This is a genomic window from Uliginosibacterium sp. 31-12 (assembly GCF_030548425.1).
Taxonomy (GTDB): Bacteria; Pseudomonadota; Gammaproteobacteria; order Burkholderiales; family Rhodocyclaceae; genus Uliginosibacterium; species Uliginosibacterium aquaticum.
In genome coordinates, this window is the sequence record NZ_JAUOOA010000008.1 from 207,001 (window position 1) to 221,747 (window position 14,747).

The 14,747-nt window shown below is 62.7% G+C and carries 15 protein-coding genes and 1 tRNA gene; 6 read left to right on the forward strand and 10 right to left on the reverse strand.

The genetic code is table 11. The annotated features are described in order from the left end of the window. Positions 1-69: 69 nt before the first annotated feature. The 10 genes from Q3Y64_RS15690 to Q3Y64_RS15735 all read right to left on the reverse strand — a co-directional run bounded on the left by Q3Y64_RS15690 (position 70) and on the right by Q3Y64_RS15735 (position 11,095). Positions 70-1,197, reverse strand: a complete 1,128-nt coding sequence (locus Q3Y64_RS15690; RefSeq protein WP_303563260.1) for an FAD-dependent oxidoreductase — start codon at positions 1,195-1,197, stop codon at positions 70-72. Beyond that, the gene (gene pepP, locus Q3Y64_RS15695; RefSeq protein ID WP_303563263.1) at positions 1,197-2,522 is read right to left on the reverse strand and encodes a Xaa-Pro aminopeptidase; all 1,326 of its coding nucleotides are present in this window, start codon (positions 2,520-2,522) and stop codon (positions 1,197-1,199) included. The genes Q3Y64_RS15690 and pepP overlap by 1 nt, the downstream gene beginning before the upstream one ends. Before the next feature lie 42 nt (positions 2,523-2,564). Beyond that, positions 2,565-3,260 (reverse strand): N-acetylmuramate alpha-1-phosphate uridylyltransferase MurU, encoded by a 696-nt coding sequence (murU, locus tag Q3Y64_RS15700; protein ID WP_101943396.1) that lies wholly within the window; start codon positions 3,258-3,260, stop codon positions 2,565-2,567. Next, a complete protein-coding gene (locus Q3Y64_RS15705) occupies positions 3,257-4,273 on the reverse strand; it encodes a PhoH family protein (protein WP_101943397.1) in 1,017 nt (338 codons plus the stop codon). Before Q3Y64_RS15705 ends, murU begins: the two co-directional genes overlap by 4 nt. Positions 4,274-4,294: 21 nt before the next feature. Beyond that, positions 4,295-5,047: an amino acid ABC transporter ATP-binding protein gene (locus tag Q3Y64_RS15710; RefSeq protein WP_303563285.1), complete on the reverse strand. Its 753-nt coding sequence runs from the start codon at positions 5,045-5,047 to the stop codon at positions 4,295-4,297. A gap of 4 nt (positions 5,048-5,051) precedes the next feature. Further along, positions 5,052-5,705, reverse strand: coding sequence for an amino acid ABC transporter permease (locus tag Q3Y64_RS15715; protein ID WP_101943399.1), 654 nt, complete (start codon positions 5,703-5,705; stop codon positions 5,052-5,054). A gap of 69 nt (positions 5,706-5,774) precedes the next feature. Beyond that, positions 5,775-6,575 (reverse strand): amino acid ABC transporter substrate-binding protein, encoded by an 801-nt coding sequence (locus Q3Y64_RS15720; protein ID WP_303563267.1) that lies wholly within the window; start codon positions 6,573-6,575, stop codon positions 5,775-5,777. Between the two features lie 90 nt (positions 6,576-6,665). Then, complete coding sequence (locus tag Q3Y64_RS15725) at positions 6,666-9,338, reverse strand: zinc-dependent metalloprotease (RefSeq protein ID WP_303563269.1); 2,673 nt, start codon at positions 9,336-9,338, stop codon at positions 6,666-6,668. Between the two features lie 37 nt (positions 9,339-9,375). After that, complete coding sequence (gene miaB, locus Q3Y64_RS15730) at positions 9,376-10,710, reverse strand: tRNA (N6-isopentenyl adenosine(37)-C2)-methylthiotransferase MiaB (RefSeq protein WP_101943402.1); 1,335 nt, start codon at positions 10,708-10,710, stop codon at positions 9,376-9,378. A 31-nt stretch (positions 10,711-10,741) separates the two neighbouring features. Continuing rightward, on the reverse strand, positions 10,742-11,095 hold the full coding sequence (locus Q3Y64_RS15735) for a hypothetical protein (protein ID WP_101943403.1): 354 nt from the start codon (positions 11,093-11,095) through the stop codon (positions 10,742-10,744). Between the two features lie 200 nt (positions 11,096-11,295). Between Q3Y64_RS15735 and Q3Y64_RS15740 the strand changes: the two genes are divergently transcribed. The 6 genes from Q3Y64_RS15740 (at position 11,296) to erpA (ending at position 14,399) form a co-directional block, all read left to right on the forward strand. Continuing rightward, positions 11,296-11,372 (forward strand) — tRNA-Met (locus Q3Y64_RS15740). Between the two features lie 525 nt (positions 11,373-11,897). After that, on the forward strand, positions 11,898-12,149 hold the full coding sequence (gene rpsP, locus Q3Y64_RS15745; protein WP_101943404.1) for a 30S ribosomal protein S16: 252 nt from the start codon (positions 11,898-11,900) through the stop codon (positions 12,147-12,149). A gap of 14 nt (positions 12,150-12,163) precedes the next feature. Further along, positions 12,164-12,673, forward strand: coding sequence for a ribosome maturation factor RimM (gene rimM / locus Q3Y64_RS15750; RefSeq protein WP_303563273.1), 510 nt, complete (start codon positions 12,164-12,166; stop codon positions 12,671-12,673). Beyond that, the gene (gene trmD / locus Q3Y64_RS15755) at positions 12,670-13,464 is read left to right on the forward strand and encodes a tRNA (guanosine(37)-N1)-methyltransferase TrmD (RefSeq protein ID WP_256376425.1); all 795 of its coding nucleotides are present in this window, start codon (positions 12,670-12,672) and stop codon (positions 13,462-13,464) included. Before rimM ends, trmD begins: the two co-directional genes overlap by 4 nt. 79 nt (positions 13,465-13,543) lie before the next feature. Then, positions 13,544-13,909 carry a 50S ribosomal protein L19 gene (gene rplS, locus Q3Y64_RS15760; RefSeq protein WP_101943407.1) on the forward strand — a complete coding sequence of 122 codons (366 nt, stop codon included), beginning with the start codon at positions 13,544-13,546 and terminating at the stop codon, positions 13,907-13,909. Positions 13,910-14,066: 157 nt separating this feature from the next. Beyond that, positions 14,067-14,399, forward strand: coding sequence for an iron-sulfur cluster insertion protein ErpA (gene erpA, locus Q3Y64_RS15765; RefSeq protein WP_368506661.1), 333 nt, complete (start codon positions 14,067-14,069; stop codon positions 14,397-14,399). Positions 14,400-14,747 lie beyond the last annotated feature (348 nt).

The window sequence follows — 14,747 nt, forward strand, 5'->3', positions numbered from 1 at the left end:
TGGTGGAGTTTCACTCCACCCTACAGCAGTGTCGTACGTGGCGACGCATTCAGCGTTCAGCCCTGAAGTTCAAGGCCAGGCCCTGGCCCCGTAAATCATGCGTTTAGCCACAAAGTGGCGCAGGGGAGGCAGGGCTTCGAGCGCGGCGAGGCCCGCGCCGCGCAGGCCGGAGATCAGCGGGTTGTGGGTGGAGAAGCCGCGCACCAGCAGATCGGTGAAGCCGGCGGCGCCTTCGCGGTCCAGCTTGCGGCGGGCTGCATAGCGGGCCAGCAGCTCCGGCGCGCCGGGGTCGCTCGCGCCGGTGAGCGTGTCGGCCAGCTCCCAGGCATCGCGCAGCGCCAGGTTGAAGCCTTGGCCGGCCACCGGATGCAGGGTCTGAGCTGCGTTGCCAAGCCAGACGCAACGCGGCGCGGTGATCTCGCGGCGCATGCGCAGGCCCAGCGGATGGTGGGCGCGCTCGCTGATCGAGTTGAGGGTGGCGAGGCCGCCCAGTGCACCATTCAATGCGCCGAGCCATTCCGCCTCGGGGGCGGTGAGCAGGCCTTCGGCCTCCTGTGCCGGCACGGTCCACACTACGGCGTAATCCTGTCCGAAGGGCAGCAGGGCGATCGGCCCGCGGGCGGTGAAGCGTTCGTGGGCCAGGTTCTGGTGTGGCGCAACGGGGGTGGCGCGGCACAGCAGGGCGTGTTGATCGTAGTCGCGGATGCGGGTGGCTTCCTGCTCCGGCACGAAACCTTCGCAGCGCAGCAGCAGGCGGGCCTGGCGGGTGGCGTGCTGCAGTTGCAGTTCGATGTAAGCGGCCTCGGGCTGGCTGCTTTCGAGGCGGGTTTCTTCGTGCAGCGGAATGCCGGCGGCCTGCACCTGTCTGAGCAGAGCCGCGTGCAGGGCGCTGGCGCCGAGGACGTAGCCCAGCGCGGGCAGACGTTGTTCGGCGGCGCTGAGCTGACTGCGCGCGAAGTCGCTTTGCTGCGAGATGGTGATGTGGGTGATCGGCGTAGCCAGGGCTGCGGGCCAGGCGCCGAGTAACTCGAGCAGCTCACGGCTGCCGTGCGAGAGGGCGAGGGTGCGATTGTCCTGCTGGGTGGCCGCGAGGCTGCGGGCGTCGAAAATCTCCACCGCCTGCCCGCGTCGCGACAAGGCCAGCGCCGTGGCCAGCCCGAGCGGGCCGGCACCGATGATGGCAATCGGTGGAGCCATCAGGCGAGTGCCTCCGCCATGCAGGCTTCCACATCCTTGATGCATTTGGGCGCGGCGGAGGTGAGTACGTCCGGATGATTGCCGGTGATCAGCACGTCATCCTCGATGCGCACGCCGATGTTCCAGAAGGCTTCGGGAACGTCGTCGGCCGGGCGGATGTAGCAGCCGGGTTCGATGGTCAGCACCATGCCGGGCTCGAGATCGCGCCAGCGGCCGCGCTGCTTGTATTCGCCGCAGTCATGCACATCCATGCCCAGCCAGTGACTGGTGCGGTGCATGTAGAAACGGCGGTAGCTGCTGGTTTCAAGTACTTCGTCGAGGCTGCCGCTGAGCAGCTTCAGATCCAGCATGCCCTGGGCAAGGATGCGTACGGCCACGTCGTGCGGATCGTTGAAGTATTTGCCGGCCCGGCATTCGGCGATTGCCGCTTTCTGGGACGCGAGCACCAGCGCATAGACGTCGCGCTGTGGGCCTTCGAAGCGGCCGTTCACCGGGAAGGTGCGGGTGATGTCGGCGGCATAGCTGTCGAACTCGCAGCCGGCATCGATGAGCAGCAGTTCGCCATCGCGTAGCGGCTGGTTGTTGGCGTTGTAGTGCAGTACGCAGGCATTCGGGCCACCGGCGACGATGCTGGTGTAGGCCGGGAACTGGCTGCCGCTGCGGCGGAATTCGTGCAGGATTTCGGCTTCGATCTCGTATTCCATCATGCCCGGGCGGCAGGCCCGCATGGCGCGGCGGTGCGCGGCTGAGGTGATTTCGGCGGCGCGGCGCATCAGGCCGATTTCGTTGGCATCCTTGAAGAGGCGCATCTCGTCGAGCTGCACGCGCAGGTCGCAGATCTCGGTCGGCACGCTGATGCCGTTGCGGGCGCCGGCACGCACGCTGTTCAGGGCGTCGGTGATGCGGCGGTCCCATTCTTCATCGTGACCTAGCGAGTACCACAGCGCCGGCTGGTTGCCGATCAGCTCGGGCAGGCGCTTGGCCAGCTCGCTGACCGGGTGGGTGGCATCCATGCCGAAGCGCTCGCGCGCGGCTTCGGGGCCAAAGCGGAAGCCATCCCAGATCTCGCGCTCTTCGTTCTTCTCGCGGCAGAACAGCACGCTGCGGGTTTCCTCTGCGCTGGCGATCAGCACCAGCACGGCTTCGGGTTCGCCGAAGCCGCTGAGGTAGTGGAAGTAGCTGTCGTGCCGGTAGGGGTAGTCGCTGTCGCGATTGCGGCAGCGCTCCGGTGCGGTGGGCACGATGGCAATGCCACCGCCGGCGGCGCGGATCTGGTCGGCGAGGCGGGCGCGGCGGGCAGCGAAGGGGGCGAAATCGAAGTTCATCGGCAATCTTCTTGTTGTGATGAGGCTTGGGGTGTTTTCAGATCAGGCAGCGCTCCGGCGCTTGAGTTCCTCGTCCAGCGCGATCAGGCGTTGCGGGGTGCCGACGTCTTCCCAGCGGCCGTGGAAGTGTTCGCCGGAGAGGCGTCCAGCATCGATGGCCTTGAACAGCAGCGGTGCCAGCTTGGCTTTGGTGCCGGGCTCGGTTGCAGCGAACAGCGAGCTGCGATAGAGCCCGATGCCGGAGAAGGTCAGGCGGGCGCCGCCTTCGCGCAGCACCTGGCCGCTGGCGTCGAGCACGAAGTCACCGTCCGGATGCTGCGGTGGGTTGTCGACCAGGGCAAGGTGGGCGTGCTGGCCCTGGGTGATGCGGGTCAGCGCACGGGCACAGAAGGTGGCGTAATCGAGTTCGCAATACACATCGCCATTCACGACCAGGAAGGGCACGTCGCCCAGTAGGGGCAGGGCGGTGGCGATTCCTCCGGCGGTTTCGAGCGCTTCGCCCTCGCGCGAGTAATCGATATTCACGCCCCATTCGCGGCCGCTGCCCAGCGTTTCTTCAATCAGATGACCGAGATGGGCGTGGTTGATCACGATGTCGTGAATGCCGGCGCGTGCGAGGCGCTCGATGTGCCATGCGATCAGGGATTTGCCTCCAACCGAAAGGAGGGGTTTGGGGCAGCTGTCGGTGAGCGGACGCATGCGTTCGCCGCGTCCGGCAGCGAGGATCATGGCTTTCATGGCTGGGCCTGTGAGGTGGAATCCGGGCTGGCATCCCGTTTTTCGGCGGCGCGTTCGTAGGCATCCACGATGCGGGCCACCAATGGGTGACGCACCACGTCTTCCTTGGTGAAATGAGTGTAGGCAATGCCGCGCACTTCGCCGAGGGTCTTCACTGCGTCGAGCAGGCCGCTCTTGTGGCCGCGCGGCAGATCGATCTGGGTCAGATCTCCAGTGACGACGGCGCGCGAGCCGATGCCGATGCGTGTGAGGAACATCTTCATCTGCTCGGGCGTGGTGTTCTGTGCTTCATCGAGGATGATGAAGGCGTTGGCCAGGGTGCGGCCGCGCATGAAGGCCAGCGGGGCGATCTCGATGCACTGGCGCTCGAACATTTTGGCCACGCGCTCGAAGCCCATCAGATCGTAGAGCGCGTCGTAGAGCGGGCGCAGATAAGGGTCGACCTTCTGCGCGAGGTCGCCGGGCAGAAAGCCCAGGCGCTCACCAGCCTCGACCGCCGGGCGGGTCAGGATGATGCGCTGCACCTGCTCACGCTCGAAGGCGTCCACCGCGCAGGCCACGGCCAGATAGGTTTTGCCGGTGCCGGCCGGGCCGAGGCCGAAGGTGATGTCGTGGCTCTGAATGGCGCGCAGGTATTCGTTCTGGCGCGGGGTGCGGCCGTGCAGATCGCTGCGGCGGGTGAGCAGGGTGGGCGCGGCAGGGCTGGTGTCATCGCGCTTGGCGAATTCGATCAGGCCAAGCTGGATATCTTCCACCGTGAGGTGCTGGTCGGCACGCCGGTAGAAGGCCTGCAGGGCGTTGCGGGCGATATTGATCTGGGCGCTTTCGCCGTGCAGGGTCAGCAGCTCGCCACGACGCGCGATGGCCACATCGTAGGCCGCTTCGATCTGACGCAGGTTCTCGTCCAGCGCGCCGCACAGGTTGGCGAGCCGGGCGTTGTCTGGCGGGGCCAGCTGGAGTTCAAGGCGGCGCGGCCGGGAGGCGGGAGCGGGCTTGCTGACGGGAGTGACCACGAAGCGATTCCGGAAGCTGGATCAGAGCATGTTATCGAGAAATGCGCAGCTGCGGGGATGCGCCGGGCTGGCGAAGAACTCGGCCGCCGGGCGTTCCTCCACGATCTCGCCGTGGTCCATGAAGATCACTCGGTTGGCCACTTCGCGTGCAAAGCCCATCTCGTGGGTGACGACCAGCATGGTCATGTGCTCCTCGGCGAGCTGGCGCATGGTGCGCAGCACTTCGCCGGTGAGCTCGGGATCCAGTGCCGAGGTGGGTTCGTCGAAGAGCATGATGTCCGGCTCCATGGCCAAGGCGCGTGCGATCGCCACGCGCTGCTTCTGGCCGCCAGAGAGGCGCGCTGGGTAGGCGTCGCGCTTGGCCGAGAGGCCGACCTTGGCGAGCAGGGCTTCGGCCTTGGGAATGATCGCGTCGCGGCTCAGGCCTTTCACGGTGATCGGCGCTTCGATGATGTTCTGCAGCACGGTCATGTGCGGGAACAGGTTGAAGTGCTGGAAGACCATGCCCATGCGCCGGCAGATGCGGCGCACTTCGGCTTCCGGGGCGTAGCGGGCCTGGCCGGCGGCGTCGGTGTCGGCCAGCACATCGCCTTCGATCTCGATGCGCCCGGCGTCGATGGTCTCCAGATGGTTCAGACAGCGCAGGAAGGTGCTCTTGCCGGAACCCGACGGGCCGATCACGGCGATGACTTCGCCCTTGCTCATTTCGAGCGACACGCCCTTGAGCACTTCGTTGGGGCCGAAGCGTTTGTGCAGGCCGCTGGCCTTGATCATGGGCTTATTCGTCATGGGCTGCGTAGCGTTTCTCGAGGTACTGGAAGCCCCAGGTCAGGAGCAGGGTCATCAGCAGGTAGAAGGCGGCGGCGACCACGAAGGGCGAGGTGGTGAAGTCGCGCTGCACGATCCCGCGCGCGGCGCGCAAGAGATCGTTCATGGCCAGCACGTAGATCAGCGAGGTGTCCTTCACCAGCGTGATGGTTTCATTCGACACCGGCGGTAGGATGCGGCGGATCATCTGCGGCAGCACGATGCGGCGCATGGTCTGGGCATAGGTGAGGCCCAGCACCTTGGCGCCCTCGTACTGGCCGCGGTCGATGGACTGGATGCCGGCGCGGAAGATCTCGGCGAAGTAGGCCGCGTAGTTCAGCACGAAGGCCACGATGGCGGCGGGGAAGTCCGGCAGGCGGATGCCGATGCCCGGCACGAAAGGCAGGGCGAAGTAGATGAAGAGCATCTGCAGCATCAGCGGTGTGCCGCGCATGAGCCAGATGTAGCCATTCACGGCGACCGACACGGCGGGCCAGCGAGAGATACGCCCCAGCGCGAGGGCAAGGCCCAGCGGCACAGCGAGGACGAGGGTGATCAGGAAAACCTGGATCGTGATGCCCGCGCCGTCGATGAGCTGGGGAAGAATCCTGAGTATGTAATCCATGCGGAAGCCTTCAAGACACAGCCGGCCCCGTGGGGCCGGCTGTGCGGGTGATGCAGGGGTGTGCGTCGCTTACTTGACGATGTTCTTGCCGAACCATCGCTCGGAGATCTTCGCAGCTGCGCCATCGGCCTTCATATCAGCCATGGCCTTGTCCAGCTTGCCGAGCAGTTCGCTGTCGTCTTTGCGCACGCCCACACCGTATTCTTCGGTACCGAAGTTGTCGCCCAGCACCACATAGTCGGCAGGCTTCTTGGCTGCGTAGTAACGGCCCACCACTTCGTCGACCACGATGGCGTCGAGCCGGCCGGCGGAGAGGTCCATCAGCGCGGTGACGTTGTCGCCGAACTGCTTGAGTTCCTTCAGCGTTTTGCCTGCCGGATCTTTGTTCACGGCATCCACAGCGGACGATCCTTCCTGCACACCGACGATCTTGCCGGCCAGTTCGGCCTTGGTCTTGATCGGCGAGTTGGTGGCCACGATCACGATCTGGTGGTTTTCGAGGTAGGGCGCGGTGAAGCCGATGTTGGTGCGACGCTCTTCGGTGATGGTGAGGCCGTTCCACAGCACGTCGATACGCTTGCCGTTGAGCTCGGCTTCCTTGGCGCTCCAGTCGATGGGCTTGAATTCCACTTCCATGCCCAGGCGCTTGGCGGCTTCCTTGGCCATATCGATGTCGAAGCCGACGAGTTCGTTCTTCTCATCGCGGAAACCCATCGGCGGGAAGTGATCATCGAGACCCACGACGATCTTGGTGGCAACCACAGGCGCCGAGGCTTCGGCGGCGATCTGGGTTTCTTCCTTCTTGCCACAGGCGCCAAGCAACAGGCTGGTGGTGAGGGCGGCAGCGACAAGCGCGGTCAGTTTCTTCATGTTCGGAAGACTCCGGAAAGTTCAGTACGGGCCCGCACGGGGCGAAGCCGCGATTGTCTACCTGCGGCTCGCGCCGGGCAAGCCGTAGCGTTACGGCTGCGTGCGCAGCAGCGGTGCGTGCAAGGCCTCGTCCAGCGTCGCGAGCGATTCCTGCAAATGTGCGCGTGCTTCCACGCTGCGCCCGCCCTGCGGCAGGGTCGTGCGCAAGGCGAGCTGCAGAGCGCTGGCTTCGTGGCGGGCCAGGGCGCGCACATCGGCGGGTGCGGTGCCTGTCGCACCACTGCTGGCACCACTGCCGCGCAGGATCAGGTTGCTCAGCCGACTCAGGTGAGCCCGCTGCAGGGCGCGTCGCTGCAGCGGGATGTCGGTGCCGGCCCTGAGTTCCTGCCAGATGTCCTGGCGCAGGGTGGCGTGCAGTTCGGCCAGACTGAAGCGATCGCTGACCAGCAGCTCGGCTTCGAGCAGGCGCTGACTGACACGGTCCGAGAACAGCAGGTCCAGTACCGTACTTTGCTGGCGCAGCACGCTGGCGCCGATGCCGGGCTGCGGCTCAAGGCTGAGCGGTTCGAAGTAGTCCGGCGCGAGGCGGCGCAGCAAGGCCGGCTCGATCTGGAAGCTGGCGGGCTGGAACAGCCCCTGAGAGAGGGCCGCAAGTGTTGCGCGCTGGACCGAGGCGGGCAGTGGCGTAAACACGTCACGCCGGGCCGGTGAAGTGTGGCGGCTGATGCTGACGCCGCCGATGTTGCGTGCCGCATTGCTGGCGGCCATGCCGAGCTGGCTGAGGCTGCTATTGACTGCCGCGCGTGTTTCCCGGGCTTCCTCTTCACGACCGGAAGGGGGGCGTTTGGCCAATGCATCCCACAATTCGCGGGCGAGCTGCAGGCGCAGGCGGAACCAGGCCACCGGATCATTGCCCAGGTCGTAGCGGGCGACTGCCGGATCGATGCCGGCGGAGAGCACGTTGCCGTCAAAACTGCCGGCGTCGAAATCGTCGCCGTAGCTCAGCAGCGGATCGTTTTCGGCGCGCCCGGCAATCTTGCGCAATTGGGCGCGTTCTTCCTCGCGCGGCAGCGGGGTGTAGCCGTACTCTATGGCCCACAGGTCGTAAGGGCCCAGCGTTTTCTGGGCCAGAGCGACCTTGCCGACGCTGGCGGGGTGCTGGTTGAGCGGGGTGTAGTCCATCACCGAGGCGGCCAGACCGTTCCGTTCCACGAAGGCCGGGTCGCGCAGCTGGGCCAGGGTGTAAGCCGAGGAGGCGCGGAAGTTGTGGGTGAGCCCCAGGGTGTGACCGACCTCGTGCATTACCACCCAGCGCAGCACGTCCTTGGCGAGGGCTTCTGCTTCAGGGCCGTCTGGCTCTATTTCGCCGCGTGCGGTGGCCAGTTCGAGGGCCTGGGCGAGGTCGGCGAAGCTCGCTTCTGCAAAGTCGCAGGGGTCGTCGTGCTCGTGGGTGTGCGCTTTGCGCGGGAAGTCATAGAGCGCGGCCTGACGCGCACCGCGTGGGCGGAAGTCACTGATCACGATATCCGCATCGAGGATTTCGCCACTGCGTGGATCGACGAGCGAGGGGCCGATTGAGGCGCGGGCATCGGTGCCGAGCAGCCATTGCACGGTGGCGTGCTGGCGGGAGGCGCTGCGCCAGGGGGCGTCGTCAGCCTGCTGCTCGACGCGGATCGCATCCTTGAAGCCGGCACGCTCGAAGGCGGTGTTCCAGCTGAGGATGGCCTCGCGCACGGTGTCGCGGTATTGCTCGGGGATATTGCGATCCAGCCAGTAGGTGATTGGCTTGACGGGCTCGGACAAGGGGGCCGCCGGATCCTTCTTCTCTAGCCGCCAGCGATTGATTACGTATTCGCGTGGATGGGGCGCAAGGTTGCGATCGTAGTTGTAGCGCTGGCTGCGGAAGTAACCTACGCGTGCATCGGCTGGGCGGCCCGCCATTTCGGTGGGCAGCGGCGAGAAGCTCACGGCAAAGCCGAGGAACATGCTGCGTGCATCGGGCAGGGTGCCCGGCGTGGAGGGCTGAACCGCCTGGCCGGGGGTCGGCACTGCCAGCGAGGCTGCGGCGTAGTGGCTCAGCAACTCGACCACCGTTTCCTCGCTGCTGCTGCGCACCTGCTGGATCAGGCTGTTGGCCCGGTCGAACTGGTAGGGCTGGCGGTAGGTGCTTTGCAGCTGGGCCACGCTGGCTGAAAAGTCGGTCAGCAGCAGGGCGTTGAGGTCAACCAGAATGGCACGGCTGCTAGGGTGGGGCTGGCTGAGAATGGCTGCGCCGCCACGCAGGCTGTCCGAATAGGCGTCTGCTACCGCGAACTGCATTGGTTTGCTGCTGGCGACGAAGCCCGCGTTGCGTTCGATCCACTGAACCCGGTCCGATAGGCGCACGAACTTGCCTATGCCGGACTCCAGCATCATGCCACTCCACAACCAGCGCTCACCGATGCCACGGCTGCGTTGGGTGGTGAAGAAGAAAGGCTGGGCGAAGTCGCTCTCCTTGAGCTCCAGGAGGTAGCGCTCGTCCTTCTTGTAGATGTTCAGCCAGCCGGGCAGGCGGGTGAAGTCCTTGATGAGCTCTGCGTAAGACGGCAGCTTGCTGGCCGCGCTGCTGGCACCGCCGGTTGACCCGGGGGGGGCGGTCGCGATGGGTGCAGAGGCCGACGCCAACGGGGCCGCCACGGTTTTGGCTGTTGTTTTTTTGGGCGTGGCGCCGCTGCTGACAGCTTGCTCGGGTGCTGCCGCGCAGGCAGCAAGGGCTGCGAGCACGACACCGAGTGATGCCAGTTTCAGTTGTTCAGACCGCTTATTCCGCAATCTCCACCTCGCCGCGCAGCGAATGCGGCAGCGCCGCGGTGATCTTCACATTGATGAAGTGGCCGATCTGGCGAGGGTTGCCCTTAAAGTTCACGACGCGGTTGTTGTCGGTACGCGCGGCAAGTTCGCCCGGATCTTTCTTTGAGCGGCCTTCCACCAGTACGCGCTGGGTCGTGCCGACCATGCTGGCGCTGACCTCACTGGCCAGCTCGTCGATACGCTTTTGCAAGCGCGACAGCCGTGCGAGTTTCAATTCCTGCGGCGTGTCGTCATGCATCTCGGCCGCCGGCGTGCCGGGGCGGCGGCTGAAGATGAAGCTGAAGGATGCATCGAAACCGATCTCGTCGATCAGCTTCATGGTGGCTTCGAAATCGGCCTCTGTTTCGCCGGGGAAGCCGACGATGAAGTCAGTTGACAGTGAGAGGTCCGGCCGTGCTGCGCGGAGTTTCCTCACCACCGATTTGTATTCGAGGATCGTGTAGCCACGTTTCATGGCCGCCAGCACGCGATCCGATCCGGCCTGCACCGGCAGATGCAGGTGGGAGACCAGCTTGGGCAGCTTGGCATAGGCCTCGAACACGCGTTGGGTCATCTCGCGCGGGTGCGAGGTGGTGTAGCGGATGCGCTCCACGCCTGGAATTTCATGCACGCATTCGAGCAGGAAGGCGAAGTCCGCCATTTCTTCCGAGCCCGGTTCCACGGGGGCGCGCCATGCATTCACGTTCTGCCCGAGCAGGGTGATTTCCTTCACCCCTTGCTCCGTCAGTCCGGCGATTTCGGCCAGCACATCGCCGAGCGGACGATAGATCTCGTCGCCGCGCGTGTAAGGCACGATGCAATAGGTACAGAACTTCGAGCACCCTTCCATAATCGACACGAAAGCCGAAGCGCCCTCGACTCGGGCGGGCGGCAGGGCATCGAACTTCTCGTTCTCAGGGAAGCTGATGTCCACCTGCGACTTGCCGGACTCGCGGCGGGCCTCGATCAGCTCGGGCAGGCGGTGCAGGGTCTGCGGGCCGAAGACCACGTCTACATAAGGCGCGCGTGAAATGATCGCCTCGCCTTCCTGAGAGGCCACGCAGCCCCCTACGCCGATGATCAGCTTGGGATTCGATTGTTTGAGGTGCTTGACCCGACCCAGGTCGTGGAACACCTTCTCCTGCGCCTTTTCGCGCACGGAGCAGGTGTTGAAGAGGATCACGTCGGCTTCTTCGGGGTTGTCGGTTTTGACCAGTTCTTCACCGGCGGCGAGTACGTCGGCCATCTTGTCCGAGTCGTACTCGTTCATCTGGCACCCGAAGGTGCGGATGTACAGCTTCTTCATCAGGTCACTTCACTGCAGGTTGGGGCAAGGCTCAGAACACTTTCCACCAGGGGGTGTCCGACTTCAGCTTGGGCGCGGCAACCGCGTCTTCGGCCGCCGTCAGGATCCAGACCTTCTGGGCTTCGCCTTGCGCGTTGAATTTCACACGAACGATATAGGTTGAACTGCCCAATGACTGGGTCAGCACAACCAGATTGTTTTGATTGACGATCACGCCGCCGACAGAGAGTCGAACGCTCAGGTTGTTGAGCTTCAGCTGGCGCTCCCCGATCACCTGCATCTCAGCCTTCAGTGCATCGTCCGGAATGGGGCGTACCGGATCGGTTTGGGCCATGGCAGCACCCGTAAGCATCAGACACAACACGAATTTCAGGAGAGATTTCATGGCGCGCACGAGGTTTCAAGGCTGGTTGCGGGAAGGGGCGCATGGTCAGTCATCACCCTGCCAAAGTCAATCCAGCTCCGCCCAAGTGCATGAATTAACGATGCTTTGACGGTGCGCGCGCAGGCGGCTCCTCCGATTTGCCTGCATTCAGGGCATTGCAAAGCTCCGCGACCCTCGCTATAATCGCCGGCTCTTTCGGGGGTGATGTAGCTCAGATGGTTAGAGCGATGGATTCATAACCCATAGGTCGGCGGTTCGACTCCGCCCATCACCACCAGCGAATCAAATACTTAGCCTGGCCGAAAGGCCGGGCTTTGTGTTTTTGGGCGCAGTCTTCCGGGCCGCTTGAGGGTCGGGCGCTGAAGCCCAACTGGTTGTTTTGTTGTTTGGTAGTGCCGCTTTAGCTCAGTGGTAGAGCAACCGCCTTAAAATTGACATGAGTGCCCCTTGGGAAACCTTGGGAGTAGAACTGCTCAAATTCGGGGAAAGCTTTGTTCGCAAGAGCATGCCAATCCCGAGCCAAGCCCTGGAGACGGGGAAGGTGTAGAGACTAGACGGGCAGCGCCTAAAGCGAAAGCCAGGGTGAAGGGATAGTCCAGACCACGAACGCTTTCGGGCGGCGTCGAAAGACGAAGTGGTACGGTAAGCGGTAGGTCGTCTGTTCAATCCAGACAAGCGGCACCAGTTTTTTCCGTCTTTCGTTCCGGTTGTTCGGAGCGGAAGGTATTGATCTGCCCGTTCGGCAGCTATATGATTGCCGGTTTTCGGTAATTCGCTACCGGATTTTTCAGGATACTGAACCATGGTTGTTATCCGTCTTGCACGTGGCGGCGCCAAGAAGCGCCCGTTCTTCAACATCGTTGCGACCGATTCCCGCAATCGTCGCGATGGTCGTTTCATCGAGCGCGTGGGTTACTACAACCCCGTGGCTTCCGGCGCCGAACAAGGCCTGTCGGTGAATGTGGAACGTCTGGCTTACTGGCAGCAACAGGGCGCTCAGTTGTCGCCCACCGTTGCTCGTCTGGTCAAGCAGTCTGCCAAGGCAGCTGCCTGATTGATCGACAAGCCATGATCGTGATGGGGCGCATAGTCGCCCCTTTCGGCATTCATGGCTGGCTGAAGGTTCAGCCGCTTGGTGATGATCCGATGTCATGGCGGCGTATGCCGCAGTGGTGGATCGGCCCTGATCCGGATTCCGCAAAAGCGGAAGACTGGCGCCCGGTTGTTTCGAGTGGTCTGCGGCCCCATGGCAAGCTGATTGTCGTGGCGCTGGAGGGAGTTGCAGACAGAACAGCTGCCGAGGCTATCGATGGTTGGTTTCTCGCTGCACCCCGGGAGGCTTTGCCGAAGCCAGGCAAGGATGAGTATTACTGGGCTGACCTGATCGGGTTGCGCGTGACAGGTAAGGCCGGCGTGCCGCTAGGCGTGGTGCGAGGGCTTATCGAGACTGGCGCTCACGACGTTCTGGAAATTGCTGATGGCGAAACAGAGCGACTGATTCCTTTTGTCGCTGCCTACGTGTTGGATGTGGATCTGGCTGCCGGCCTGATTAGCGTCGACTGGGGGGCGGACTGGTGAGTCAGGTTTCTGCTGGCTTGCGGCGTTTTGATGTAGTAACGATTTTTCCCGAAATGTTCGCAGCGGTTCGCGATTTCGGAGTGTCCCGGCGAGCGGTTGACCGGGGCTTGTGGCAGTCACAGTGCTGGAATCCTCGTGATTTCACGGTGGATCCGCATCGTACGGTTGATGATCGCCCCTACGGAGGTGGGCCGGGCATGGTGATGCTGGCTGAGCCTTTGAGTAAGGCGATCTCTGCGGCAAAAGCAGTGCAAAAGGAAGTGCTTGGTGTAGCGGGGAGGGTGGTTTACCTCTCGCCGCAAGGCAGCCCATTGGATCATGCTGGGGTGGTTCGACTTGCGCAGGAGCCGGGGTTGATCCTGCTCTGCGGGCGTTATGAGGGCATTGATCAGCGTTTGATTGATGCCGAAGTGGATGAGGAAGTCTCCATCGGGGATTTTGTGGTTTCCGGTGGTGAGTTGCCGGCAATGTTGTTGATGGATGCCATCATTAGGCTATTGCCGGGCGCTTTGAATGATGCGGATTCGGCAGCGGAAGACTCCTTTGTTGCGGGATTGTTGGATTGCCCGCACTACACACGCCCTGACAACTATCGCGGCGTTTTGGTGCCGTCGGTACTGATGTCTGGCAATCATGCGCAAATCAAACGATGGCGCTTGAAGCAGGCCTTGGGCCTGACCCGGCGAAAACGACCGGACATGCTGGAAGGTCGTGAGTTGAGTCGCGAAGAGAATTTGCTGCTTGAGGAATTCAAGCGGGAAAGCAGTGCTCTGGTTCGCCGGAGCGAATAACCAAGGCACGTATCAGGTGGCGACCTGCTCTGCGTGAAGGGTCCGAAGCGGACCGTGATTGTTAAAAATGGAGATACGCATGAATCTGATCCAGCAACTCGAGCAAGAAGAAATTGCCCGTCTCGGCAAAACCATTCCTGAATTCGCTCCTGGCGATACCGTGATCGTTCAGGTCAAGGTGAAGGAAGGTAACCGCGAGCGTCTGCAGGCGTACGAGGGTGTCGTGATTGCCAAGCGTAACCGTGGCCTAAACTCGTCCTTCATCGTTCGCAAGATCTCTTCGGGCGAAGGCGTGGAGCGCACCTTCCAGTCCTACTCCCCGTTGGTGGCCAGCATTGAAGTGAAGCGTCGTGGCGATGTGCGTCGCGCCAAGCTCTACTATCTGCGCAGCCGCTCGGGCAAATCGGCTCGCATCAAGGAAAAGCTGGAGCTCAAGAAGGCCTGAGCTTTTGCTTCAGATGTTTTGCTAGACGCCCCGCCTTGTGCGGGGCGTTTTGCTGTACAGACCAGAACCTGTTGGCGCAGATCAGGTCCAATGGCACTATATGAGCACCAACCCGTGCTTCCCTGCAGGAGAGAACATGAACACAACTACCGCTGAAATGCCAGAGCTGCTGGTCTTTACTGACAGCGCAGCCAGCAAGGTCAAGGAACTTATCGACGAAGAAGGCAATGCCGAGCTCAAACTACGCGTGTTTGTCTCTGGCGGCGGCTGCTCCGGCTTCCAGTACGGTTTCACCTTTGACGAAGAGGTGAACGAAGACGATACCCAGTTGCAAAAAAATGGCGTCACTCTTTTGATCGACTCCATGAGCTATCAGTATCTGGTGGGAGCCGAGATTGACTACACGGACGGACTCGAAGGCTCGCAATTCGTGATCCGCAACCCGAACGCAACAACAACTTGCGGTTGCGGGTCCTCGTTCTCGGTGTAAGCAACCACTGTCCGAGGAAACAAAAGGCCGCGTAAGCGGCCTTTTGTTTAGGGGTTTGTGGGGTTTGGCGGTGGAGCCAGGTGGGATAGGCAGTTTCTTTGCTTAAATGCGACAAAGCTGTTGACGTGCCGGGGTTCAGTCTCCATAATCTCGCTTCTCTGCTGATGACGCGAAAGCGAAACAGCAAGAGGGTCGGAAAGTGCTTCAGGCCTAGGTTTGAAGCAGGTTCGGTAGTCAAGTTTTGGTTTGAGTGGTTCTAAAGAATTTCTCAAAAATGCTTGACAAGGTGTTTAAGGGGTGTAGAATGCGCCCCTCTCGCAAACGATGCGGCGCAGTAAAAAGCGTAGC